The organism is Streptomyces olindensis, from assembly GCF_040645895.1.
In the GTDB taxonomy this organism is placed as follows: domain Bacteria; phylum Actinomycetota; class Actinomycetes; order Streptomycetales; family Streptomycetaceae; genus Streptomyces; species Streptomyces olindensis.
Window position 1 is genome coordinate 1 of record NZ_JBEYZD010000055.1, and the last position, 24634, is coordinate 24634.

The following is a 24634-nucleotide window of genomic DNA, read 5'->3' on the forward strand; positions in this document are numbered from 1 at the left end:
CTGCCGGACCAGACCACCCAGGTCATCCGTCGAACCCCGCGTATCACGCTGCAACGTCGACAGCGTCTGAGCCCCCATGTCGAACTTCATCGCGCTAACTCGCCTCCCCCGTGTGGGCCATCGAGACGGCCGCTGCGGCCGTCCTCAAGTCTTGTCAATAATCTCTATCAACACGACAGTTGCCTGTGCAATCGGGGTCCGGTTCAGTCACAGAAGCCCCACACAATCATGACCTAACCATGGGACAGAGGGGCCGTACGTCAGCGGTTGGCCGCGGCCGTCGGGCCCTCCCGGCAGATCAGCAGCAGGGCCCGGTCGTCGTTGACGTCCTTGGCCACGGCCTCGATGAGGTGCCAGGCGGCGCCGTGGAAGCCGCCGGCGACGTAGCGGTCGGCCTCGCCGGTGAGGCGGTCGATGCCCTCGACGATGTCGCGGTCGGCGGTCTCCACCAGACCGTCGGTGAACAGCATCAGCACGTCACCCGGCCGCAGGGAGCCCTTCACCGGGTCGAACTGGGCGCCGTCGTACACGCCGAGGAGCGGGCCCTCGGCCGCCTTCTCCTCCCAGCGGCCGGTGCCGGCGCTGAGCTGGAGGCCCGGCGGGTGGCCGGCGGAGTAGAGCTCGTAGTCGCCGGAGTCCAGGTCGAGGACCAGGTGGATGGAGGTGGCGAAGCCCTCGTCCCAGTCCTGGCGCAGCAGATAGCCGTTGGCGGCGGGGAGGAAGGCGTGCGGCGGGAGGGAGCCCAGCAGACCGCCGAACGCGCCGGACAGGAGCAGGGCGCGGGAGCCCGCGTCCATGCCCTTGCCGGAGACGTCGGTGAGGACGACCTCGAGCGTACGGCCGCCGTTGGTGCGGGCCGCCACCACGAAGTCGCCGGAGAAGGACTGGCCGCCCGCCGGGCGCAGGGCCATCTCGCGGTGCCAGCCGTCCGGGAGGCCGGGCAGCTTGCTCTGCACCCGGATGCGTTCGCGCAGGTCGAACAGCATGGTGCCGCCGCGCCGCCAGGGGACGCCGACCCGGCTGCGGAACTGGGCCAGCAGCAGTCCGAAGAAACCGCAGGCCGCGACCACGAGCACCACGCCCGGGGTGACCCGGGAGGGTCCTTCCGTGTACGGGCCGAGGCGCACCGACTCCACGATCAGCGCCGTGGCCGACGCCGCGTACAGGCCGAGCAGGCTCGCGGGGCGCAGCAGCAGGCCGCCCACGACGACCGGCATGACCAGTGCGGCCGGTGAGAACCACACCGGGTTCACGAGCGTCGCCGTCGCGATCAGCGGGACGGTCAGGAGCAGGCCGGCCAGGGCGATCCAGTCCGAGCCGTCGCCGCGGAAGTAGTCCACGGCGGCTCGGCGCACGCCGACGCGGGCCCGGTGCCACTGCTTCTTCAACCGGGCCGTGAACGTCTCGGCTTCCGCGCGCCGCTCTCGTCCTGATGCCATTAGTTCGGGACCCTATCCATCGGACCAGCCCCTTGGCACGGGAGGTCCTACTTGTCCCCCGTCCGAGGGCCGACTTCACAGTGAACTTCACAGCGCGCCGCCGCGCCGCCGCCTGGGAGAAATTGGCTCGCTCGTCCCGCATTGCGCTGGTAGGCATGGCCCATGGCGACTGACGCGAGCGGCTCTTCGTCCGGCCTGCGGGTACTGGTGCGGGACGATTGGGACAAGTGGTACGACACCCTGCTCCGGGGCTTCGGCGGGGTGCCGGAGGCCGCCGAGGAGCGGGAGTTGTGGAACGCGCTGACCGAGTTCGACCGTTCCCTCGGTGTCTGGGACGGGGACGAGTGCGTGGGGACCGCGGGGGCGTTCAGCTTCCGGGTCACCGTGCCCGGCGGCGCGTCGGTGCCGGCCGCGGGCGTCACCATGGTCAGCGTGGCCGCCACGCACCGGCGGCGCGGGGTGCTGACGTCGATGATGCGGCGGCAGCTGGACGACGTCCGGGCCCTGGGTGAGCCGCTGGCCGTGCTGACGGCGTCGGAGCCGGCGATCTACGGCCGGTTCGGGTACGGCGCCGCCACGTGGCAGGTGAACGCCGAGATCGACACGGACCGGGTGCGGCTGTCGGTGCCGCCCGGCACCGACGAGGTACGCGTGCGGTACGCCGTGCCCGCCGATGTCCTCGACGCGTGCGAGGCGGTGTGCGCCCGGCTCGTTCCCCGGCGGCCCGGGATGCTGGCCCGGCTGCCCGGCTGGGAGCGGCTCGGGCTGCTCGACCCGGAGAGCGCGCGGGACGGGGCGTCGCCGCTGCAGTGCGTCGTCGCCGAGCGGGACGGGGAGACGGTCGGGTACGCGCGGTACCGCGTCAAGCCGGCCTGGGAGCCCGCCGGGCCGAACGGCTCGGTGATCCTGCAGGACTCGGCCGCGCTGGATCCCGCGGCGGACGCGGCGCTCTGGCGGTTCCTGTTCGGCATCGACCTGACGTCGACGCTGGTGGTGCGGGGGCGGCCGGTGGACGACACGTGGCAGTACCTGGTGTCCGACCCGCGGCGGTGCCGGCCTTGGGTGCGGGACTCGCTGTACGTCCGGCCGGTGGACGTGGGGGCCGCACTGGAGGCGCGGACGTACCAGGCGCCGGTGGATGTGGTGTTCGAGGTGGAGGACGCGTTCTGCCCCTGGAACGCGGGGCGTTGGCGGCTCAGCGGGGACGCGAAGGGCGCGTCCTGCGAGCGGACGTCGGACGCGGCGGATCTCGCGCTGTCGGTCCGGGAGTTGGGTGCGGCGTATCTCGGGGGCGTGTCGCTGGCCGCGTTGGCGGCGGCGGGGCGCGTGCGGGAGGTGCGGCGGGGGGCGCTGGCGGAGGCCTCGCCGGCGTTCGGCAGCGACGTGGCGCCGTGGTTGCAGCACGGGTTCTGAGGCCGGGGCGGTTCAGGGGGCTTGACGCCGGGACGCTTGGCGTCGGGGCGCTTGGCGTCGGAGGCGGTTCAAGCGCCGGGGGGTAGGCCGGGGTTCCGGGTGTTCGGCGGCGGGGCGTGGGGCGGTCAGCCGCGCTGGCAGGTCGGGCACCAGAAGAGGTTGCGGGCGGCGAGATCGGCGGTGCGGATCTCGCCGCCGCAGATGTGGCAGGGCTGGTTGGCCCTGCGGTAGACGTACACCTCGCCGCCGTGGTCGTCCACGCGGGGCGGGCGGCCCATCGCCTCCGGGGTGTGTTCCGGGCGGACGGTGTCGATGCGGTTGTTGCGGACGCCCTCGCGCATGAGGTCGACGAGGTCGGTCCAGATCGCGTGCCACTCGGCGGGGGTGATGTCCCTGCCGGGGCGGTACGGGTCGATGCGGTGCCGGAAGAGGACCTCCGCGCGGTAGACGTTTCCGACGCCGGCGATGACCTTCTGGTCCATGAGGAGGGCGGCGATCGTCGTACGGCTGCGGGTGATGCGGCGGTACGCGGTGTCCGGGTCGGCGTCGTCACGGAGGGGGTCGGGGCCGAGGCGGTCGTGTATCGCCTGCTTCTCCGGGGGCGTGATGAGGGCGCAGGTGGTGGGGCCGCGGAGGTCGACGTAGGTGGTGTCGTTGGCCAGGCGGAGGCGGACGGTGTCGGTGGGGGGCGGCTCGGGGGCCGGGCCGAAGGTGACCTTGCCGAAGAGGCCGAGGTGGATGTGGATCCAGTCGGTCGCGCGGAAGCCGAGGAAGAGGTGCTTGCCGTGGGCTTCGGTGTGGGTGAGTTCCGTGCCGGTGAGGAGGGTGGCGGCGGGGGTGAACTTGCCCTGGGGGCTGGTGGCGCGGGGGGTCGTGCCGAGGAAGGCGGTGGCGTAGTCCTGGGCCAGGCGGTGGATGGTGTGGCCTTCCGGCACGGTGCTCCCTGTTTTCGTACGGTTTTTGCCCACCCACCCGCCCGACACGGTCGGTTCAAGGGCTGAACTCCCCCGGGGCTCCGCCCCGGACCCCGAGACCTCGCCCACCCACCGCCCGACACGGCCGGACAAGAGGCCGGACCCATCCGGGGCTCCGCCCCGGGACCCCGGAGCCTCGCCCACCCACCGCCCGACACGGCCGGACAAGAGGCCGGCCCCAGCCGGGGCTCCGCCCCGGGACCCGGAACCTCGCCCACCCACCGCCCGACGCGGTCGGACGAGAGGCCAGGCTCATCCCGGGGCTCCGCCCCGGATCTGGAACCTGGTCCACCCACCCACCCGACGCGGTCGGACAAGGAGCCGGACCGAGCCCGGGGCTCCGCCCCGGACCCCGGCGGGGACTGCGTCCCCTGCACCCCTCTCGGGGTCGACGCCCCGCACCCGGACAGGCACTGCGAACCCTGCGCCCCTCCCGGGGCTCCACCAGGCGTGGTTCCTCAGCCGCTCACTGTCTCTACTGCTGGGGGTGGTGCGGCGGGATCGGAGGAAGATCGCCCGTCGTTTCGTACGTGGCGAGCATGTCGATCCGGCGAATGTGACGTTCGTCACCGGAGAACGGCGTGTTGAGGAACACCTCGACGAACTTCGTCGCCTCGTCCTGCGTGTGCATGCGCGCACCCACGGCGACCACGTTGGCGTTGTTGTGCTGCCGGCCGAGCGCCGCCGTCTCCTCGCTCCAGGCGAGGGCCGCGCGGACGCCCTTGACCTTGTTCGCGGCGATCTGCTCGCCGTTGCCGGAACCGCCGATGACGATGCCGAGGGCGTCGGAGTCCGCGGCCGTCCGCTCCGCGGCGCGGAGGCAGAAGGGCGGGTAGTCGTCCTGGGCGTCGTAGATGTGGGGGCCGCAGTCGACGGGGTCGTGACCCGCCTCCTTCAGCCACTCGACGAGGTGGTTCTTCAGTTCGTAGCCGGCATGGTCCGAGCCGAGGTACACGCGCATGGGGAGAGTGTGACACGGGTGTTTCGGGGAAGGCGCGCGGGGTGGCGCTCATGAAAACGTGAGGCGAATGTGAGCCCCATTACGGAAGCTCAGGAAAACCTCAAGTAACAATCTGGATTCAAAGGTTCTCCTACACGTTCGCCTCCGATTCACTGGACCGGCTCGTACACCGCTCGTACGAGCTCCCGTACCCCGTCATGCCGCGACACACCCCGTTCGTACGGCTCGTGCGGTTCCGTACGGAAGTACAGCCCCCGGCGCAAAGGAAATCCGTTCCATGACCTCGCAGCCGACGACGAAGACCCCCGAAAACGATCGCGAAGGCCCCGGAGAACCCGGGGCGCACGGCTCCGGGCTGCAGGCCGGGCTCAAGAACCGGCATCTGTCCATGATCGCCATCGGCGGTGTCATCGGGGCGGGCCTGTTTGTCGGGTCCAGCTCCGGTATCGCCACCGCCGGTCCCGGCATCCTGCTGTCGTACGCCCTCGTCGGCACGCTCGTGGTGCTGGTGATGCGGATGCTCGGTGAGATGTCGGCGGCCAACCCGACCTCCGGATCGTTCTCCGCGCACGCCGACCGGGCGCTCGGGCCCTGGGCCGGTTTCTCCATCGGCTGGCTGTACTGGTTCTTCTGGGTGGTCGTGCTGGCGGTCGAGGCGACCGCCGGAGCCGTGATCCTGGAGGGCTGGATACCGGCCGTGCCCCAGTGGGGCTGGGCGCTCATCGTGATGGTCGTGCTGACCGCCACCAACCTGGTCTCCGTCGGCTCCTACGGCGAGTTCGAGTTCTGGTTCGCCGGCATCAAGGTCGTCGCCATCGCCGCGTTCATCGTCATCGGCGGGCTCGCCGTCTTCGGGCTGCTGCCGGGCGTGGACAGCGAGCACGCCGGGCTGAGCAACCTCACCGAGCACGGTGGCTTCCTGCCCCACGGGGCCGGGGCGATCCTCACCGGTGTGCTGCTCGTCGTCTTCTCCTTCATGGGCAGCGAGATCGCGACCCTCGCGGCCGGCGAGTCGGAGAACCCGCGGCAGGCCGTCACCAAGGCCACCAACAGCATCATCTGGCGCGTCGCCGTCTTCTACCTCGGTTCGATCTTCGTCGTGGTGGCGCTGCTGCCGTGGGACAGCAAGTCCATCACCAAGGACGGCTCCTACGTCGCCGCGCTCGACTCCCTCGGCATTCCGCACGCCGGTCAGATCATGAACTTCATCGTGCTGACCTCGGTGCTGTCCTGTCTCAACTCCGGTCTCTACACCGCCTCCCGCATGGCCTTCTCGCTCGGCCAGCGCGGGGACGCGCCGAAGTCCTTCGCCCGCACGACCTCCAACGGCGTGCCGCGCACGGCGATCCTCGCGTCCGTCGCGTTCGGCTTCGTCGCCGTCTTCTTCAACTACAAGTTCCCGGACTCGGTCTTCCTCTTCCTGGTGAACTCCAGTGGCGCGGTCGCCCTGTTCGTGTGGCTGGTGATCTGCTTCTCCCAGCTGCGCATGCGGAAGATCATCAAGGCCGAGGCGCCGGAGAAGCTCGTCGTGAAGATGTGGCTGTACCCGTATCTGACCTGGGCCACGGCCGCGCTGATCGTGTTCATCCTCGGTTACATGCTCACCGACACCGAGCACGACGGGCGCTCCACCATCCTGCTGTCGCTGCTCGTCGCGGCGGTGGTGCTCGTCATCGCCTTCGTGAAGGAGAAGCTGCGCGGGGGGCGGCGGGCCGCCGCCGACGCCGACGCCGACGCCGTCGAGACCCGGGACGAGGTCTCGACCGGCTGAGCCCCCGAGGCGCTTCCCGTTCCCGGTGAACGGGTGGGCCTGCGGCGCGTGTTGCCCTCCGGGGCGCGCGCCGCGGGCCCTTTTTCGTTGCCCTACAGCACCGTGAAGCTGTCCTTGACCTTCTCGTACGTGCGCAGGGCCTGGGTTTCGATGCCGGAGTCGTACCAGGTGTTGACCTGGTACGACTTGCCCTTGACGTTGAAGCCGAGCAGGTGGGCGTGCCAGTGGACGCCCTCCAGCGTGAAGGTGTACTCCCAGACCACCGCCGGGTGCCCGCGGAACGTCGTCTCCTCCAGGCGGATCTTGCGGTAGTCCTGGCCCTGGTGGGCGTTGCGCTCCGAGGTCTGCCAGGTCTCCAGCAGGTCGCCCCGGGCGAGGGAGGACTTGCCGACCAGTTCCTGCGTGCCGTCCGGGGAGGTGTAGTGCACCTCCGCGCCCGTCTTCACGTCCCGCCGCCAGCCGTCGGGGGTGGCCCAGGCGAAGCCGCCCGCCTCCCGGTGGGTGCCGGGCGGGAGGCTCTGCGGCCTGGCCGTGCCCTCGACGGTGGGTGAGGGGGTGGGGGACGCGGACGCCGAGGAGCCGGCGCGGGTGTCGTCGCCGCCCGGCGAGCCGGATGACGTCGCCAGCAGGATCCCTACGACGGCACCGGCGGTCGCGACGGTGGTCGCCGCGGCGACGAGTACCTTGCGGCGGTGGCGACGGGCTCCGGGGCGGGGCCGGAGCGTGGTGGGGCCGGGGAGTTCGCCCGGGGGCACGGGGGCGGGTTCCGGTGCCGGCGTGGCGTGGGGGCGGCGTTCGGTCTCCGTCCGCGCGCGGGTGAGCGAGACGGGGCTGCTCGTGTCGGGGTGAGTGGTGGTGGTGGTGGGGGCGCTGCTTCCGGCCGGGGCTCCGGCCGGAGTCCCGGCCGGGCGGGTGTGTGCGGTGGCTTTCGCGTGTGCGGTGGCTTTCGCGTGTGCCGTGAGGGGTGTGGGGCCTCCCGGGTGTCCGCGGGGCGTCGGCTCCGGGACCGGCGCGGGCCGGCGGGGGTCCGGTGGGGCGGGGGGTCGGGAGTCCTGCGGGGGCGTGGCCGGGGGTGCTGCCGTCTGCTGGACAGGCCCTTCGCGCAGGGGGTGTTGGCCGGGTTGGTCGGGTACGGCTTGGCTGCCGCGTACGCTCTCGGGCCGGGGCTCGGGATTCGGGTCAGACACAGGCTCCGGCTCCGGCTCCGGCTCCGGTACGAGCTGGGACTCCGGTACAGGCCCCGCCTCCGGCGCCCCCACCACCACCGTGGGTGTCGGTGACGGGAACGCCAACGGTTCCAGGGCCGTTTCCAGGTCCTCCAGGGTCGGGCGGGTCGACGGGTCCTTCTCCAGCAGGGCCGTGAGGATCTCGCGCAACGGCCCGGGCGCGGCGGGGAGTTCGGGCTCCTCGTAGAGGACCGCGTGCAGGGTCGCCAGCGTGGTGTCGCGGGAGAAGGGGGAGCGGCCGCCCAGGGCCGCGCAGAGCGTCGCGCCGAGGGACCAGATGTCGGACGGCGGGCCCTGCGGGCGGCCGGAGATGCGCTCGGGGGCCATGTAGTCGGGTGAGCCGACCAGCATCCCGACCATCGTCAGCGCCTTGGCGTCCTGGATCGCGGCGATCCCGAAGTCCGTGAGGACGACCCGCCGTCCCCTGCCGAAGCCCTCGCCGCCGCGTCCGGGTACGGCCGGCCGGCGCGCCTCCTCCACCAGGACGTTCCCGGGCTTGATGTCCCGGTGCAGGACACCCCGCGCGTGGACCTGCCGCAGCGCCGCGACCAGACCGAGCCCGATCCGGGCCGTCTCGCAGGGGCCGAGGGGCCCCTCCTCCGCGAGGATCCGCTCCAGGGAGCGGCCCGCCACCAACTCCATGACGATCCACAGGCGTTCGCCCTCGTCGACCACGTCGTAGATCCGTACGACGTTGGGGTGGTCGATCCGGGCCGTGGCCCTGGCCTCGCGCAGGGTGCGTTCGCGCCGCGTCCTGCTGTCCTCCGCGTCGTGACCGTCGATTCGCATTTCCTTGACGGCGACCTGCCGGTCGAGTATTTCGTCGGCGGCCCGCCACACCCGCCCCATTCCCCCCTGACCGATACTCTCGACCAACCGATAGCGCCCCGTCACCAATATCCCTGGAACACCGCCGCCGTTCGCATTCCCCGGCAATTCGCTGCACCCCCTCCACGACGCCGCGACCGCCTCCAGTGAAACACAACGGTCACACTTCGCGCCGCACCAGGATAGTGCGGCGAAATCTTGTGGTACCTCTTTCAGTGCTGCGAATTCAGGCGCAGCCCAGGGGGACGCAAGGGGGGCGAACATGAGTTCTCGTCGTACGACGGGGGTCGCGGGATCGCTGGTCGTGGCATCTTTCTCGGCGGCGGTGATGCTGTCCGGCACCGCCGCCGCGGAAGACGAAGGCCCGGCGAGCGGCAAGGGCGGAAAGGCCGTGGACGAGGCACCGGCGGGAGTGCGATTGACGACGCTGCTGCCGGAGAAGATCTCGGTCGACAACGGTTCCGAGAAGACGGCCATTACCGCCACGGTGAAGAACGAGGGAAGCAAGGACAGCGGGAAGATCAGGCTTTGGGTCGTCGGTTTCGACGGGCTCACGGTCAAGAACGTCCAGGGCTGTTCCCGGATAGCCGAGAACAATCTTCCGGAGGGTTCGAACAGCGGTTTCAACTGTCCCATCGACAATCTCCCCGCCGGCGAGTCGAAGTCGTACGCCGTCGACGCGACGTACGACCTGGGCAAGACCGGGAAGATCTGTCTGCCCGTTCAGACGGGCGACGGCAAGAAGACGTTCTGGCAGCAGGGCCCGGTGCCGTTCGGCACGACGAACCCGTCACCGAACGCCCCCGCCACGCCCCTGCTGCTCGGTACGGACAACAAGCCGGTGTCCCCGGGCCGCAAGGAGCTGCCGAAGACCGGTCCGGCCCGTGATGTGCTGCCGCTGGGCGCGGTCGGCGCGTCGCTGCTCGCGGCGGGCGCGGCCGGACTGTGGTGGTCGCAGCGGCGGCGGCCGGCACCGCAGGAGGGCTGAACGCGAGAGGCCCGCCGGGGAAGGGTCCCGGCGGGCCTCTCGTCGAGAACGCGGACGGCTAGCGCTTGTTGACGAACTTCCAGGCCGACGGCAGCACGCCCATCGCCAGCGCCGCCTTCAGCGCGTCGCCGATCAGGAACGGCGTGAGGCCGGCCGCGATCGCGGCGGTGGCGGACATGCCGGTGGCGAGCGCCAGGTAGGGCACGCCGATCGCGTAGATGATCGCCTCGCCCACGAGCATCGTGCCGGCCATGCGCCACACCGAGCGGTCGGCGCCGCGGCGGGCCAGGGCGCCCACGACGGTCGAGGCGAGGATCATGCCGAGGATGTAGCCGAAGGAGGGGGCGACGCCGGAGGAGGCGCCCGCGAACCACGGCACGCCGGCGATGCCCGCCACCGCGTACAGCGCCAGCGCGAGGAAGCCGCGGCCGGCGCCGAGGGACGTGCCGACGAGCAGCGCGGCGAAGGTCTGGCCGGTCACCGGCACCGGGGAGCCCGGCACGGGCACGGAGATCTGGGCGGCGAGGCCGGTGAGCGCGGCGCCGCCGAGCACGAGGGCCGCGTCCCGGACACGGGAGGCGGGGAGCAGGTCGGCGAGGACCTGTCCGGTGCGGGCGGACGTGGCGGCAGCGGTGCTCATGGGGACTCCGCGAGGGTGAGGGCCGGTCGGGACACGGTGACGCTATCCCAGCGCCCTCGTCCCGATCACCGTCAGCGGTCGACAAAGGCGCGAACACGCGTTTGGTTGGCTCCGGACAAAGGGTGGGGGTTACACCGAGTACGGAGTGACGCCGGTCACGGAGGCAGGGAGGCTTCGCTCACGCGGCGCGCGGACAGGCGGACTGTAGGGTTTCGCCAAAGGCATCCAGGCCGGGTGCATCACGGCGTCCGCGCCGGGTGCACACCCTCCGTCCCCGGGGCCTCACGGGGTGCGCTCCCTGCGTCCGCATGCTGGACAGACGTCCCTCCCGGGCGAGGGGACCGCCCAGACTGGCGGCGTTTTTGCCCTCGTACGCCCTCACGCATTGGACGAGCCGCGCCCATGCCCAGCACCACCACCGGGACGTCGCCCAGCACGGACGACGTCTTCCTCTCCCACGGCCTGAAGCAGCGCCACCTGTCGATGATCGCCCTCGGCGGGGTGATCGGCGCGGGTCTGTTCGTCGGCTCCGGCGCGGGTATCGCCGCGGCCGGACCGTCGATCGTGGTCGCCTACGCCCTCTCCGGTCTCCTCGTGATGCTGGTGATGCGGATGCTCGGCGAGATGTCGGCCGCGTATCCGTCGTCGGGCTCGTTCTCGGCGCATGCCGAGCGGGCGATCGGCCCGTGGGCCGGATTCACCGCCGGCTGGTCCTTCTGGGTGCTCCTGTGCACGGCCGTCGGCCTGGAGGGCATCGGTGCCGCGAAGATCGTCAGCGGCTGGCTGCCGGGCACGCCGGAGTGGGCGTGGGTGGCGCTGTTCATGGTGGTCTTCTGCGGCACGAACCTCGCGGCGGTGAAGAACTTCGGCGAGTTCGAGTTCTGGTTCGCGGCGCTGAAGGTCGGCGCGATCACCCTCTTCCTGGCGCTCGGCGTCCTGGCGATCCTCGGCATCCTGCCCGGCACGGACTCGCCCGGCGCGGGCAACCTCACGGACTTCCTGCCCAACGGCGGCGAGGGCCTGGTCATCGGCCTGCTCGCGTCGGTCTTCGCCTACGGCGGCCTGGAGACGGTCACCATCGCGGCGGCCGAGTCGGAGAACCCGGTCAAGGGCGTGGCGAGCGCGGTCCGCACGGCGATGTGGCGCATCGCGCTGTTCTACGTCGGCTCGATGGCGGTCATCGTCACGCTGGTGCCGTGGGACTCCAAGGAGGTCGTCGAGAAGGGCCCGTACGTCGCCGCCCTGGACGAGCTCGGCATCCCGGGCGCCGGCCAGCTGATGAACGTGGTCGTGCTGGTGGCCCTGCTGTCCGCGATGAACGCCAACATCTACGGCGCCTCGCGCATCGCCTACTCGCTGGTGGAGCGCGGCCAGGGCCCGAAGCGGCTGGGCCGGGTCTCGGGCGGGGTGCCGCGGATCGCCGTCCTGGCGTCGTCCGTCTTCGGTTTCCTGTGCGTGCTGCTGAGCTACTGGCGGCCGGACGACGTCTTCCCCTGGCTGCTGAACATGATCGGTGCGGTGATCCTGGTCGTCTGGATCTTCATCGCCGTCTCACAGCTGCGGCTGCGGCGCCGGCTGGAGCGCGAGGAGCCCGGGAAGCTGGTCGTGCGGATGTGGGCGTTCCCGTGGCTGACGTGGGTGGCGCTGGCCGGCATGGCCGCCGTCTTCGTCCTGATGGCCCGGGAGCCGGACACGCGGGTGCAGTTGTACTCGACGGGCGGGATGACGCTGGCCCTGGCGGCCGTCGGTTTCGCCTGGCAGAAGGCGCGCGCCCGGCGGTAGCACCCCCGACGGCGAGCAGGCCCCCGCGACACACGCGGGGGCCTTTCGCATGCCCTGAGCACCCCACCCGTTCTCTTGCTGCTAGCGTGCACTTGCAAGTAAGTTGCAATAAGAGGTTCGAAGGGGTCCTGCCATGCCGGTCTACACGCTGCCCGACCTGCCCTACGACTACTCCGCGCTCGCCCCCGTGATCAGCCCCGAGATCATCGAGCTGCACCACGACAAGCACCACGCGGCCTATGTGAAAGGCGCCAACGACACGCTGGAGCAGCTCGCCGAGGCGCGGGACAAGGAGTCGTGGGGGTCGGTCAACGGGCTGGAGAAGAACCTGGCCTTCCACCTCTCCGGGCACATCCTGCACAGCATCTACTGGCAGAACATGACCGGCCCGAAGGACGGCGGCGGTGAGCCGCTGGCCCAGGACGGCGTGGGTGAGCTGGCCGACGCGATCACCGAGTCCTTCGGCTCCTTCTCGAACTTCAAGGCGCAGCTGTCCAAGGCCTCCGCGACCACCCAGGGCTCGGGCTGGGGCGTGCTCGCCTACGAGCCGCTGAGCGGCCGGCTGATCGTGGAGCAGGTCTACGACCACCAGGGCAACGTGGGCCAGGCCGCCACCCCGATCCTGGTCTTCGACGCCTGGGAGCACGCCTTCTACCTGCAGTACCGCAACCAGAAGGTGGACTTCATCGAGGCGATGTGGCAGGTCGTCAACTGGCAGGACGTGGCCCGGCGTTACGAGGCCGCCAGGTCCCGGGCGGACGTGCTGCTGCTCGCCCCCTGAGGCCCCGAGGCCCTGAGGTCTCCTGTGGAGCGTCCTGCCTCGTGATCGTCTTCTCACCCTTCACGTACGGCAGGCGGAAAGAGGGAAACCCCCGCGAGGACATGACTCGCGGGGGTTTTCCGTGCGCGGGGGCGGTCAGGGCTTGCGGCCCAGCCCTCCGTGCTGGCCGATCGGTTCCGTCGGGCCGCCCGGCTCGGGGTGCCACAGCGGGACCGAGACCACGCCGGGCTCCACCAGCTCGAGGCCTTCGAAGTACGCCTCGATCTGCTCCACCGGCCGCAGGAAGTACGGCACGGCGCCCGTCTCGTTGTAGGCGTCCTGCGCCTGCTCGTAGGCCGGGTCGGTGCCGCGCGAGCCCTCGTTGAGGGAGAGGTAGCTGCCGGAGGGCAGGCCGGCCATCAGGCGGCGGACCAGGTCACGGGCCTGCTCGTAGTCGGCCACGTGGCCGAGGATGCCGCTGAGGATCAGGGCGGTGGGGCGGGTGAGGTCGAGGGTCTTCCCGGCGGCCGCGAGGATCTCCTCGGGCTCGTAGAGGCTGATGGGCTCGTACGCCGTCGCGCCCTCGGGGGTGGAGGTGAGCAGGGCGCGGGCGTGGGCGAGGACCAGCGGGTCGTTGTCGACGTAGACGATCCGCGACTCGGGGGCGAGCCGCTGGGCGACCTCATGGGTGTTGTCGACGGTCGGCAGGCCCGTGCCGACGTCGAGGAACTGCCGTACGCCCGCCTCCCGCACGAGGTGGCGGATGCTCCGGCCGAGGAAGGCGCGGCTGCCGCGGGCGATGGTGACGATGCCGGGGAAGACGGCGGTGTAGGCGTCACCGGCCGCCTCGTCCACCGGGTAGTTGTCCTTGCCGCCCAGCCAGTAGTTCCAGATCCGGGCCGAGTGCGGCACCGACGTGTCGATCTGCGTCATGGGCTCATAGTGCTACGGCAGGTCCGGGTCGCACGGCACATTGAGTGAGAGGAGTGCGGCGGAACCGTCGGGGTTCATGCGCAGTTCGCTGATCGCCGCGTTCCGCAACCGCGGGAGCACTCTGCGGTACTCCCGGGCCGGGATCGACAGCAGCGTGCACAGCACCAGGCGCAGCAGGGTGTTGTGGGCGACGACCAGGACGCGGCCGCCGGAGTGGGCGGCGGCGATGCCGCGCAGGGCGCGGACGCCCCGGGCCGCTGCCGCCGTCGGGTCCTCGGCGCCGGGAAAGGAGTGCGCCACCGGGTCGGCGCGGTAGGCCGCGGCCCACTCCGGGTCCTCCGTCTCGAACTCGGCGAGCGTGCGGCCCTCGACCACCCCGAAGTCGCATTCGCGCAGGCCGGGTTCGCGCTGCGGGGTGAGGCCGAGGGAGCGGCAGGCGGGCTCGGCGGTGGCGACGGCCCGGGACAGCGGGGACGTCCAGATCGCGTCGACGGGACGGGCGGCGGCCCACCGTCCGAGGGCCTCGGCCTGGGCTCGGCCGGTATCTGTGAGGGCGATGTCGCTGATGCCGGCGTAGCGGTTCTCGGCGTGCCAGACGGTCTGTCCGTGGCGGGCCAGCAGGAGGGTGGTGGTCATGACTCCCCAGTGTCCTGGTGCAGGCGGGTGCGGGCGTGGTCGGCGACCGGCGCGGGCAGCCAGCCGCGGTCCCCGAGGGCGTCGAGGAGGCGGGCGTACGGCTCGGCGAAGGCCGCCGTGCGGTCGGGGCGGGGTTCGAGGACGGTCCGGACGCGGACCATGCGCTCGGCGACGTCCGCGGCCGCCTCGGCGCCCGACGCCCCGTACGCGGCCAGAGCGGCCATGCCCAGGGCGGGTTCGGTCTGTTCGGGGACGCGGGCCGGGCGGCCGAGGATGTCGGCGCGCAGCTGGTTCCAGTAGGGGCTGCGCGCGCCGCCGCCCGTGAAGGTGAGCGGGCCGTCGAGGGGCGCGCCGAGGTGGTGGAGGTAGTCCAGGCACAGGCGTTCCGCGAAGCCGACGCCCTGGAGCAGCGCGGCCCACCGGTCGGCGTCGTCGGCGGGCTCGCCGAGGAGGAGGGGCGTGGCCTCCGGGGCCCGGAACGGGAACCGCTCCCCCGGTGAGACGAGGGGGTAGGCGACCGCGCCCGACGGCTCGAAGGCCCGGGCCCGCTCGTCCATCGCGGCGGGGTCGGCGTCCGGGAAGTGCGCCGCGAGGGCCCCGGCCCCGACGCTGGACGCCCCGCCGGGCAGCCAGGTGCCGTCGGGGGCGCGGTGGTTGTAGACCACGCCGGTGGGATCGCGGACCGGGTCGCGGGCCGCTCCCTTCAGCACGAGCGTGGTGCCGAGCACCGAGTTCCAGGAGCCGGGCCGCAGGGCGCCCGAGGCGATCTGGGCCGCGCAGCCGTCGGTCATCCCGGCGAGCACCGGGGTGCCGGCGGGGATGCCGGTGGCGTCGGCGGCGGCCGGGCAGACCTCGCCCAGGCGGGTGCCCGGGCGTACGACGTCGGGCAACAGGCCGTCGGGGACGCCCAGCCGGACCAGGGCGGCCTCCGGCCAGGTGTCGTGGTCCAGGTCGTAGCCCGTCTTGAGGGCGTGGCTGGAGTCGGCCGGGGGCGGTGCCCCGATGAGGCGGGTGACGACGAGGTCGGGCTGGTGGGCGAGCCGGAGGCCGGGGCCGTACTCCTCCAGCAGCCACAGCGCCTTCGGCAGCGCCCAGGTGTCCTGGACCGCGAGCCCGGCTTCCCGCGCCCGCGCCGCCTCCGCCTTCGCGCGCCCGTCGTCGTACATGAGGGCGGGGCTCACGGGACGGCCCGAGCCGTCCGTCAGCAGCACCGTGCCGGAGGTGCCGCACACCGCGAGTCCGCCGACCGGCGTGCCGGGGGGCGCGGAGCCGAGCGCCGCCCGGCACGCCGTGCACAGCGCCTGCCACCACCGCACCGGGTCCTGCTCGTGCCGCACCCCCTCGCGCCGCCCGGTCAGCGGGGCCGAGCCGCTGCCGAGGACCGTGCCGTCGGCGGTGACGAACAGCGCGCGGACGCTCTGCGTGCCCAGGTCGATCCCCAGCCAGCCCGCACCCTCGTCCGCGCCGTTGTTCACCATCCGGAACCTCCCACGCCGTCGCAGCCGGATCTGTGAACTTCTCACTGTGCCCCGATATTTTCCCGTGCGCGAGGGATTGACGCCCAACTTCAGCCGATCCACCCTCTGTTAACGAGTCGACTCGACGTGTTAACCAGGCTCCACGCGGAGGTACGGATGGACACGCACGTGCACGACCGCCGGCGCTTCCTCGCCCTCGCCGCCGGGGCCGCAGCCGCCCCGCTGCTCACGGCCTGCGGCGCCGGTTTCGGCGGGAACGACAGCAAGGGCGACGGGTCCGCCGCCGACGACATCACCGGCTCCTTCGACTGGAAGCGGGAGAAGGGCACCACCGTCAAGGCGCTGCTCAACAAGCACCCGTACACGGACGCCCTCATCGCCGACCTGAAGTCCTTCACCGCGCGGACCGGCATCAAGGTCGAGTACGACGTGTTCCCCGAGGACAACTACTTCGACAAGCTCACCGTCGACCTGTCCAGCGGGCGTGCCTCCTACGACGTCTTCATGCTCGGCGCGTACATGGTGTGGCAGTACGGGCCGCCGGGCTGGCTGGAGGACCTGGGGCCCTGGATGCGCAACTCCGCCGCGACGGGCGCCGAGTGGGACCAGGCGGACTTCTTCCCGAACCTGCTCCAGGCCGACCAGTGGTCGCTGAAGGCGGGCGCGCCGCTGGGCCAGGGCGGGCAGTACGCGCTGCCGTGGGGCTGGGAGACGAACGTCGTCGCCTACAACACCGAGGTGTTCGCCAAGCTCGGCCTGAAACCCGCCGAGTCCTTCGACGAGCTGGTCGAACTCGCCGGCACCATCAAGCAGCGGGCGCCGGACGCGGGCTTCGACGGCATGTACGGGATCGCCGTGCGCGGGTCCCGGAGCTGGGCCACCATCCACCCCGGCTTCATGACGATGTACGCCCGCAACGGCCTGAAGGACTTCACGGTCGACGGCGGGAAGCTGACGCCCGTCATGAACAGCTCCGATGCCGTCGCCTTCACCGAGGACTGGGCCGGCATGGTCAAGCGGGGCGGGCCGCCCTCCTGGACCTCGTACACCTGGTACCAGTGCTCCAGCGACCTCGGCGCGAAGAAGGCCGGGATGCTGTTCGACGCGGACACGGCCGCCTACTTCCAGGCGGTGAAGGGCGCGAGCCCCGCCTCCGGGAAGATCGCCTTCCACCCCGGTCCGAAGGGACCGGACGGGTCCCTCGCCACCAACATGTGGATCTGGTCGCTCGGCATGAACGCCAAGAGCAAGAAGAAGAGCGCCAGTTGGCTGTTCCTGCAGTGGGCCACCGGCAAGGAGCACCTGCGCAAGAGCGCGATCACCCACAACCACATCGACCCGGTGCGCAAGTCCGTCGCCGAGGACGCCGCGTACAAGGACAAGATGCGGCACCTGCCCGGTTTCCTGGAGACCTTCGAGACGGTCGTCGACCAGACGAAGATCCAGTTCACCCCGCAGGCGCAGTTCTTCGACGCGACGACCAGCTGGGCGGCGGCCCTCCAGGAGATCTACGGCGGCAAGGGCGCGCAGTCGGTGCTGGACGGGCTGGCGGACGACCTCGCCGGCAAGGTGGGCTAGCGATGCGGCTCGCGCTGCGCCCGTACCTCCTGATCGTCCCGGCCCTGCTGCTCACCTGCGGGATCCTCTACCCCTTCGGGCTCGGCCTGTACTACACGCTGTTCGACTTCTCGGCGAGCAAACCGCAGCCGGACATGGTGCGGTTCGAGAACTACAGAGCCGTCTTCACCCAGGAGGCGTTCTGGAACTCGGCGTGGGTGACCGTGCTGTACGCGGTCGGGGCCGCGCTCGCGGAGACCGTGCTCGGCGTGGCCGTCGCCCTGCTGCTGCACCGCTCGACGCTCGTCGGCCGGGTCCTGGAGAAGATCCTGATCCTGCCGCTGATGATCGCGCCGGTGATCGCGGCGATCATCTGGAAGCTGATGCTCCAGCCGTCGGTGGGGGTCGTGAACTACCTGCTCAGGCCGTTCGGTCTGGGCGGGGTGCAGTGGACCGACACCCCGACGGGCGCCCTGCTGTCGTCGATCGCCGTGGACGTGTGGGTGTACACGCCGTTCGTGGCGATCCTCGCCCTGGCCGGTCTGCGGTCGCTGCCCGCCTCCCCGTTCGAGGCGGCGGCCGTGGACGGCGCGGGGTGGTGGTACACCTTCCGCCGGCTGACGCTGCCGATGCTGTGGCCGTACGTGCTGGTCGCGGTGATCTTCCGGTTCATGGACTCGCTGAAGGTGTTCGACATCATCTACGCCCTGACCGAGGGCGGGCCGGGCGACTCGACCGTCGTGCTCCAGATCCGGGCGTACCTGGAGGCCATCCGCTTCCAGCGGTACTCCTTCGGGATCTCCTACACGATCGTGCTGTGGGCCGTGGTGTACCTGGCCGCGATGGTGCTGGTGAAGCACCTGGGGAAGATCCAGCGGAAGGCCGCGGAGGTGACCACATGAGGAAACGCCTGGGGGGATGGCTGTGCGACGCCGCCCTCGTCCTCTACTTCGTCTTCGCGCTGTTCCCGATCGCCTGGATGGTGATCCTGTCGCTGAAGCCGGCGGACCAACTGTTCTCCACCTACTTCTCCTTCTCCCCCACCCTCGACGGCTACCGGACGGTGCTCGGCGACAGCGAGGGCATCCCGTTCGTGCGGTTCTTCGTCAACAGCCTGGTGGTGTCGGTGGGGGCGGTCGTGCTGTCGCTGGTGGTGGGGCTGCCGGCGGCGTACGCCTCGGCCCGGTGGCGGTTCAAGGGCTCCGAGAACCTGATGTTCACGCTGCTGTCGTTCCGCTTCGCGCCCGAACTGACCGTCATCATCCCGCTGTTCGTGCTGTACCAGAAGCTCGGCCTGTTCGACACGTACGTCGGCATGGTGTGGGTGCTGCAACTGGTGACGCTGCCGCTGATCGTGTGGATCATGCGGTCGTACTTCGCCGACCTCACCCCGGAGCTGGAGCAGGCGGCCCTGCTGGACGGCTACACCCGCAAGCAGGCCTTCTTCAAGGTGGCCCTGCCGCTGGTCAAGCCGGGCATCGCGGCCGTGTCGCTGCTGGCGTTCATCTTCGCCTGGAACAACTTCGTCTTCCCGCTGATCCTCACCTCCAACGAGGCCCAGACGGTGACCGTGGGCGCCCTGTCGTTCCTCGGCGGGGACCGGCCCAAGTACAACCTCACGGCCGCCGCCGCGCTGGTGTCCGTCGTCCCGCCGCTGCTGCTGGCGCTGACGATCCAGCGCTACCTGGTGCGGGGCCTGTCCTTCGGGGCGGTGAAGTCATGATCCGGCTCAGCGGGATCCGCAAGGCGTACGGGAAGACCGTCGCGCTCGACGGGCTCGAACTGGAGGTGCGCGAGGGCGAGTTCTTCTGCCTGCTCGGGCCGTCCGGCGCGGGCAAGACCACGACCCTGAAGACCGTCGCCGGACTCGAACAGCCCGACGCGGGCACGGTCGCGCTCGACGGCGCGGACATGCGGGGCGTCGAGCCCTACGACCGGGGCGTGGCGATGTGCTTCGAGAGCTACGCCCTCTACCCGCACCGCTCGGCCTACGACAACCTCGCCTCGCCGCTGCGCTCGCCCCGGCACCGGATGCCCGCCGCCGAGGCCCGGCAGCGGATCGGCGCGATCGCCGAACTGCTGGGCATCTCCGGGCTGCTGGACCGGCCCGTGGGCCGGCTGTCCAACGGGCAGCGGCAGCGCGTCGCCCTCGGCCGAGTGCTGGTGCGTCCCGCCCGGGCCTTCCTGCTCGACGAGCCGCTCTCCCACCTCGACGCCAAGCTCCGCCAGCAGATGCGGGCCGAGCTGAAGGCCATCGGGGCCGTGCAGCACACCACCACCCTGTACGTCACCCACGACTCGGTGGAGGCGCTGGCGCTCGGTGACCGGATCGGGGTCATCAGGGAGGGCCGGATCGTGCAGACGGGCACGCGGGAGGAGATCTGGTACGAGCCGTACGACACCGAGGTCGCGCGGGCCTTCGGCCGGCCCCGGATCAACCTGCTGCCGGGCGTGGTGACGGAGGGCGGCGTGCGCTCGGACGGCGGTGTGGAACTGCCGGTCCGGGCCCGGGCCGCACCGGGCACGGAGGTACTGGTGGGTCTGCGGCCCCGGGACATCGCCCTGCACGGCGGGGAGGGACACGAACTGACCGGGACCGTGTACGTCACCGAGGTGCTCGGCCGGTCCGTCGAGGTCACCGTCCGGCTCGGCACCGGGGAGCAGCGGGTGTCGCTCGTGGCCCCCCGGGCCGACGCGGCGCGCCTTCGTCCGGACGATCCGGTACGGCTCGTGGTCCGGCCTGAGAACCTGCTGCTGTTCGAGGCCGACCGGCCGGAACGACCGGGACGACGGATAGAGACACAGCCATGAGCAGCAGCAGTGGTGGACAGCAGGGGCCCGCGGCGCGGCAGGCCGCCATGGCCGAGCGGGTGCTGGCCGACGGTTCGGCGACGGCGGCGGAGCTGGCCGAGCGGTTCGGCGTGAGCCTGATGACCATCCACCGGGACCTGGACGAGCTCGAACGGCAGGGCATCGTACGGAAGTTCCGGGGCGGGGTGACCGCGCAGCCCTCGGGGGTCTTCGAGTCGAACGTGCAGTACCGGCTGAAGACCATGCGGGCCGAGAAGGCCGCGGTCGCCGAGCGGGCGCTGCGGATGGTCGAGCCCGGCATGGCGATCCTGCTGGACGACTCCACGTCGACCCTGGAGATAGCCAGGCGGCTGCGCACGGGCGAGGTGACACCGCTGACGGTCGTCACCAACTTCCTGGAGGCCATCAATCTGCTCGCCGACCAGCGGGGCATCCACCTGATGGCCCTCGGCGGCGACTACGACCCGCTGCACTCCTCGTTCCTCGGGGTGTCGTGCGTGGAGGCGGTCGAGCAGCTGCGGGTGGACGTGTGCTTCGCGTCGACGTCGGCCGTGCACGGGGGTTACGCGTACCACCAGGAGCAGCACATCGTGTCCGTGAAGCGGGCGATGCTCGACGCGGCCGCCCGGAACGTCCTGCTGATCGACCACACCAAGCTCGGCCGGGTCGCCCTGCACCGGGTCGTCCCGCTGTCCCGCTTCGACACGGTCCTCGTCGACGACGGGGCGTCGGCGGAGGCACTGCGAGACCTGGACGAGCACAAGGTCCGCTACGAGGTTTGCGCGACGAAGGGCAGCCATGACGGGTACGGGACTGGAGCTACGTGAGCTGCGCAAGACCTACCGGTCGCGCGGGCGGCCGTCGGTGGACGCCGTACGCGGCATCGACCTGACCCTGCGCTCCGGGGAGCTGCTCGGGCTGCTCGGGCCCTCCGGCTGCGGCAAGTCGACGACCCTGCGGATGATCGCCGGGCTGGAGTCCGTCACCGGCGGGGACATCCTCGTCGGCGGGGCGTCGGTCGTCGAACGGCCCGCCCAGCAGCGGAACATCGGGGTGGCGTTCGAGAACTACGCGCTGTACCCGCCGCTGTCGGTCGCGGAGAACCTGGCGTTCGGGCTGAAGGCCCGGCGGAAGGCGGCCCGCGGTTCCAGAGGTGACGTCGAGCGCAGGGTGAAGGACATCGCCGAGCGGGTGGGCCTGACCGACCTCCTCGACGCCCGCCCGGCCGGCCTGTCCAGCGGCCAGAAGCAGCGCGTCTCCCTGGCCCGGGCCCTGATCCGGGAGCCGGACGTGCTGCTCCTCGACGAGCCGCTGTCCCACCTGGACGCGGCCCAGCGGGACACCACCCGCCGTGAACTCAAGCGCATCCAGAAGGATCTCGGCCACACCACCATCCTGGTCACCCACGACCAGGAGGAGGCCCTCTCCCTCGCCGACCGGATCGCCGTGATGAAGGACGGCGTCATCCAGCAGCTCGGCACCCCCTACGAGATCTACGACAGCCCGGCCAACGTCTTCGTCGCGGACTTCGTCGGCGAGCCCGCGATCACCCTGCTGCCCGGCATCGCCGACGGCGACGGCCACGCCCGCCTCTCCGAGGCGGTGCGGATCGCCCTGCCCGTGCCGGTGGAGCGGGGCCGTGAGGTGGTGGTCGGCGTCCGCCCGGAGGACGTCCGGCTCACCGCCGAGGGCGGGCTGCCCGCCCGGGTCGTCGCCCACGAACCCCTGCTGGAGTCGGGCCTGGCGACCGTCGCCCTGGACGGGGTGGAACGCCACCTGGTGGTCCTCACCGCCCCGGAGGTCCGGCTCGCCCACGACGACCGGGTCCGGGTCGCCGCGGACCCCGCACACACCCATGTCTTCGACGCCGAGACGGGAGACTCCCTTCGATGACCTCCGAGAACAGCGTGCGTGTGGTGGCCGCGGGCGACCACTTCGTCCTGCCGTCGCTGATCACGCGGGCGGTGCGGCACGAGGTGGAGCGGGCCGAGGTGACGGAACTGGAACTCGGCTGGCCGCTGGAGCCGTTCGGGCCGGTCGCCGAGGTGCAGGAGGCCAGTGACGCCGAGGACCGGATGATCGAGGCGCTGGCCGGGGCGGAGGTGCTGGTCACGCAGATGGGGCCGGTCACCGAGAAGGTGCTGGCCGCCTGCCCCGATCTGAAGCTGGTCGTGGTGTGCCGGGGCGGGCCGGTGAACGTCAACCTGGACGCGGCCAGGCAGCGGGACGTGCGGGTGTGCTTCGCGCCCGGCCGCAATGCCGCCGCCACCGCCGAGTTCACCCTCGGCCTGATGCTGGCCGCCCTGCGCCGCATCCCCCAGGCCCACGAGCCGCTCGCCCGGCACGGCAGCTGGGAGGGCGCGACGTACTACACGTACGAGCGCAGCGGCTACGAACTGGAGGACCTGCCCGTCGGGCTGGTCGGGTACGGGGCCGTCGGCAGCCGGGTCGCGCGCGTGCTGTGCGCGTTCGGGGCGCGGGTGATGGTGTACGACCCGTATGTGCACGGGGAGATCCACGGCCTGCGCGTGACCTCCCTCGACGAACTCCTGCGCACCTCGCAGGTGATCACCCTGCACGCCCGGCTCACCCCCGAGACGCGGGGCCTGATCGGCGCCCGGGAGCTGGCGCTGCTGCCGCGGGGCGCGGTGGTGGTGAACGTGGCCCGGGGGCCGCTGCTGGACGAGGACACGCTGTGCGACGCCTTGGAGAGCGGCCGGGTCTCGGCCGCCGCCCTCGACACCTACGAGCGGGAGCCGCTGCCGGAGGAGTCGCGGCTGCGGGGGTTCGCCGATCGCGTGGTGCTCACGCCCCACCTGGGCGGCGCGTCCCGCGCGGTCGCCGAGAAGGCGGCACGGATCGCCGCCGGAGAGGTGGGCCGCTGGGTGCGGGGAGAGCCGCTCGCGCACTGTCTGACCTGAGGACCCGGAGGAGAGCCGCATGTACGTCGGTATCGATGTGGGCACGTCCATGGTCAAGGCGGCGGCCTTCGACGCCACGGGCCGGCAACTGGCCGTGGAGTCCCGCCCGGTGGGCCTGTCGCTGCACGGCGGGTTCGTCGAGCAGGACATGGAGGAGATCTACGGGGCGGTCGTCGGGGTGCTCGACGCGCTGACCTCCGCCGTGGCGGAACCGGTGGAGCTCGCGGGCCTCACCGGGCAGGGCGACGGCGTGTGGCTGGTGGACGGCGAGGGCCGGCCGGTGCGTCCCGCCGCCTCCTGGATGGACGGACGGGCGCACGAACTGGTCGACCGGTGGCTGGCGGACGGCACCTTCGAGACGGTGTTCCGGCGGACCGGCAGCGCGATGTTCCCGGGCTGCCCGGGCCCGCTGCTGGCCTGGCTGGACAGCCGCGAACCGCAGGCGCTGGACGCCGCGAAGGCCGCCCTGTACTGCAAGGACGTGGTGTTCCACCGGCTGACCGGGGCCGGTCCGACGACGGATGTGTCCGACGCGTCGATGCCGTTCCTGGACCCGCGGACGCGCACGTACGACAACCGGGTCGTCGAGCTGCTGGGCCTCACCCACCGCCGGGGGCTGCTCGCCCCGGTCAGCGACCCGGTCGCGACGGCCGAGGCACGCGGTGAGGGCCTGCCGTCCGGCACCCGGATCGCCAATGGCCCCTACGATCTGCCGGCCTGCGCGCTGGGCGCCGGGGTGACGTCCCCGGGCGACGGTCTGCTGATCGTCGGCACCTGTCTGGCCAGCCTGGTCGCCACGACCGAGCTGGACCTGACCGGTGAGCCGGCGGGCCTGTACATCTCCACCGACCGGCCCGGGCACTGGCTGCGCGCCATGCCCGCCATGGTCGGCACGGCCGCGCTGGACTGGGTGCTGTCCACCACGGGCGTACGGCACGACGAGGTGGACGGCCTGCTGGCCGAGACCCCGCCGGGCGCGAACGGCGTCCGTGTCCTGCCCTACTTCGCGCCCTCCGGTGAACGGGCCCCCTTCGTCGAGCCCCGGCTGCGCGCCGAACTCACGGGCGTCTCCCTGGAGTCGACCCGCGGCGATCTGGTCCGCGCCACCTGCGAGGGCATCGGGTACGCGGCCCGGCACTGCCTGGAGGCGGCGGGGCTGACCGGGGAGCTGGCGGTGTGCGGCGGCGGCACCCGCAGCCCCGCCTGGATGCGGCTGCTGGCCGATGTGCTCGGCCGGCCCCTGCGGGTCGTCGAGGGCGAGGTGGGCGCGCGGGGCGCGGTGCTGGCGGCGGCCGAGCGGTACGGGGTCGGGCTGGACGCGAAGGCGTGGACGAAGCCGACCGCGGTCGTCGAGCCGGACCCGGGCCGGGCCGCGACCTACACGCGGGGCTACGAGGAGCACCTGGCCCGGCTGGCGCAGGCGCGGGCCCGGGCCCGCGCGTGAACCCGTCATCGACCTCATCGACGTCATCAGCCTCATCAGCGTCATCGGCGTCATCGGCGTCATCGGCGAAGG

At 71.8% G+C, this 24634-nt stretch carries 21 protein-coding genes; 13 read left to right on the plus strand and 8 right to left on the minus strand.

All coding sequences use genetic code 11. From position 1 onward, the window contains the following. Window positions 1-260: 260 nt before the first annotated feature. Window positions 261-1439: a SpoIIE family protein phosphatase gene (locus ABZ948_RS29200; RefSeq protein WP_359764429.1), complete on the minus strand. Its 1179-nt coding sequence runs from the start codon at window positions 1437-1439 to the stop codon at window positions 261-263. A gap of 162 nt (window positions 1440-1601) precedes the next feature. On the opposite strand from ABZ948_RS29200, the gene ABZ948_RS29205 reads away from it, so the two are divergent. Then, window positions 1602-2852 (plus strand): GNAT family N-acetyltransferase, encoded by a 1251-nt coding sequence (locus ABZ948_RS29205; RefSeq protein WP_359764431.1) that lies wholly within the window; start codon window positions 1602-1604, stop codon window positions 2850-2852. A 125-nt stretch (window positions 2853-2977) separates the two neighbouring features. Here ABZ948_RS29205 and ABZ948_RS29210 read toward each other — a convergent pair whose 3' ends face one another. Together ABZ948_RS29210 and ABZ948_RS29215 are read right to left on the minus strand one after the other, a co-directional pair. Continuing rightward, window positions 2978-3787, minus strand: a complete 810-nt coding sequence (locus ABZ948_RS29210; protein WP_359764433.1) for an Fpg/Nei family DNA glycosylase — start codon at window positions 3785-3787, stop codon at window positions 2978-2980. A 514-nt stretch (window positions 3788-4301) separates the two neighbouring features. Continuing rightward, window positions 4302-4787 (minus strand): ribose-5-phosphate isomerase, encoded by a 486-nt coding sequence (locus ABZ948_RS29215; protein WP_359764435.1) that lies wholly within the window; start codon window positions 4785-4787, stop codon window positions 4302-4304. A 277-nt stretch (window positions 4788-5064) separates the two neighbouring features. On the opposite strand from ABZ948_RS29215, the gene ABZ948_RS29220 reads away from it, so the two are divergent. Next, a complete protein-coding gene (locus ABZ948_RS29220) occupies window positions 5065-6558 on the plus strand; it encodes an amino acid permease (RefSeq protein ID WP_359764437.1) in 1494 nt (497 codons plus the stop codon). Window positions 6559-6650: 92 nt separating this feature from the next. Here ABZ948_RS29220 and ABZ948_RS29225 read toward each other — a convergent pair whose 3' ends face one another. Next, window positions 6651-8678: a serine/threonine-protein kinase gene (locus tag ABZ948_RS29225; protein WP_494487297.1), complete on the minus strand. Its 2028-nt coding sequence runs from the start codon at window positions 8676-8678 to the stop codon at window positions 6651-6653. Between the two features lie 196 nt (window positions 8679-8874). Between ABZ948_RS29225 and ABZ948_RS29230 the strand changes: the two genes are divergently transcribed. Continuing rightward, a complete protein-coding gene (locus tag ABZ948_RS29230; protein ID WP_359764441.1) occupies window positions 8875-9600 on the plus strand; it encodes an LPXTG cell wall anchor domain-containing protein in 726 nt (241 codons plus the stop codon). A 58-nt stretch (window positions 9601-9658) separates the two neighbouring features. On the opposite strand, the gene ABZ948_RS29235 is transcribed toward ABZ948_RS29230, so the two are convergent. Then, on the minus strand, window positions 9659-10240 hold the full coding sequence (locus ABZ948_RS29235) for a biotin transporter BioY (protein ID WP_359764443.1): 582 nt from the start codon (window positions 10238-10240) through the stop codon (window positions 9659-9661). Window positions 10241-10642: 402 nt separating this feature from the next. On the opposite strand from ABZ948_RS29235, the gene ABZ948_RS29240 reads away from it, so the two are divergent. Both ABZ948_RS29240 and ABZ948_RS29245 read left to right on the plus strand, forming a co-directional pair. Next, a complete protein-coding gene (locus ABZ948_RS29240; protein WP_359764445.1) occupies window positions 10643-12022 on the plus strand; it encodes an amino acid permease in 1380 nt (459 codons plus the stop codon). 133 nt (window positions 12023-12155) lie between these two features. After that, on the plus strand, window positions 12156-12803 hold the full coding sequence (locus ABZ948_RS29245) for a superoxide dismutase (protein WP_359764447.1): 648 nt from the start codon (window positions 12156-12158) through the stop codon (window positions 12801-12803). 135 nt (window positions 12804-12938) lie between these two features. On the opposite strand, the gene ABZ948_RS29250 is transcribed toward ABZ948_RS29245, so the two are convergent. Genes ABZ948_RS29250 through ABZ948_RS29260 form a run of 3 tightly spaced genes read right to left on the minus strand, consistent with a single transcriptional unit; the run spans window position 12939 to window position 15829 of the window. Next, on the minus strand, window positions 12939-13715 hold the full coding sequence (locus ABZ948_RS29250; RefSeq protein WP_359764449.1) for an SAM-dependent methyltransferase: 777 nt from the start codon (window positions 13713-13715) through the stop codon (window positions 12939-12941). Window positions 13716-13727: 12 nt separating this feature from the next. Beyond that, complete coding sequence (locus tag ABZ948_RS29255; protein WP_359764451.1) at window positions 13728-14351, minus strand: histidine phosphatase family protein; 624 nt, start codon at window positions 14349-14351, stop codon at window positions 13728-13730. Continuing rightward, the gene (locus ABZ948_RS29260; protein WP_359764453.1) at window positions 14348-15829 is read right to left on the minus strand and encodes an FGGY-family carbohydrate kinase; all 1482 of its coding nucleotides are present in this window, start codon (window positions 15827-15829) and stop codon (window positions 14348-14350) included. Before ABZ948_RS29260 ends, ABZ948_RS29255 begins: the two co-directional genes overlap by 4 nt. A 156-nt stretch (window positions 15830-15985) precedes the next feature. Between ABZ948_RS29260 and ABZ948_RS29265 the strand changes: the two genes are divergently transcribed. From ABZ948_RS29265 to ABZ948_RS29300, 8 genes are read left to right on the plus strand one after another with little or no spacing between them, the layout of a single operon-like run. Continuing rightward, window positions 15986-17407 (plus strand): extracellular solute-binding protein, encoded by a 1422-nt coding sequence (locus ABZ948_RS29265; RefSeq protein WP_359764455.1) that lies wholly within the window; start codon window positions 15986-15988, stop codon window positions 17405-17407. A gap of 2 nt (window positions 17408-17409) precedes the next feature. Continuing rightward, window positions 17410-18288, plus strand: coding sequence for a carbohydrate ABC transporter permease (locus tag ABZ948_RS29270; protein ID WP_114252537.1), 879 nt, complete (start codon window positions 17410-17412; stop codon window positions 18286-18288). Beyond that, window positions 18285-19109 carry a carbohydrate ABC transporter permease gene (locus tag ABZ948_RS29275; RefSeq protein WP_359764458.1) on the plus strand — a complete coding sequence of 275 codons (825 nt, stop codon included), beginning with the start codon at window positions 18285-18287 and terminating at the stop codon, window positions 19107-19109. Before ABZ948_RS29270 ends, ABZ948_RS29275 begins: the two co-directional genes overlap by 4 nt. Then, a complete protein-coding gene (locus tag ABZ948_RS29280) occupies window positions 19106-20197 on the plus strand; it encodes an ABC transporter ATP-binding protein (RefSeq protein ID WP_359764459.1) in 1092 nt (363 codons plus the stop codon). The genes ABZ948_RS29275 and ABZ948_RS29280 overlap by 4 nt, the downstream gene beginning before the upstream one ends. Beyond that, complete coding sequence (locus ABZ948_RS29285) at window positions 20194-21024, plus strand: DeoR/GlpR family DNA-binding transcription regulator (RefSeq protein ID WP_037769709.1); 831 nt, start codon at window positions 20194-20196, stop codon at window positions 21022-21024. Before ABZ948_RS29280 ends, ABZ948_RS29285 begins: the two co-directional genes overlap by 4 nt. Then, window positions 20996-22090 (plus strand): ABC transporter ATP-binding protein, encoded by a 1095-nt coding sequence (locus tag ABZ948_RS29290; protein ID WP_359764462.1) that lies wholly within the window; start codon window positions 20996-20998, stop codon window positions 22088-22090. Before ABZ948_RS29285 ends, ABZ948_RS29290 begins: the two co-directional genes overlap by 29 nt. After that, window positions 22087-23118 (plus strand): 2-hydroxyacid dehydrogenase, encoded by a 1032-nt coding sequence (locus tag ABZ948_RS29295; RefSeq protein ID WP_359764464.1) that lies wholly within the window; start codon window positions 22087-22089, stop codon window positions 23116-23118. Before ABZ948_RS29290 ends, ABZ948_RS29295 begins: the two co-directional genes overlap by 4 nt. 19 nt (window positions 23119-23137) lie before the next feature. Continuing rightward, window positions 23138-24562, plus strand: coding sequence for an FGGY family carbohydrate kinase (locus ABZ948_RS29300; RefSeq protein ID WP_359764466.1), 1425 nt, complete (start codon window positions 23138-23140; stop codon window positions 24560-24562). Window positions 24563-24634: the final 72 nt, after the last annotated feature.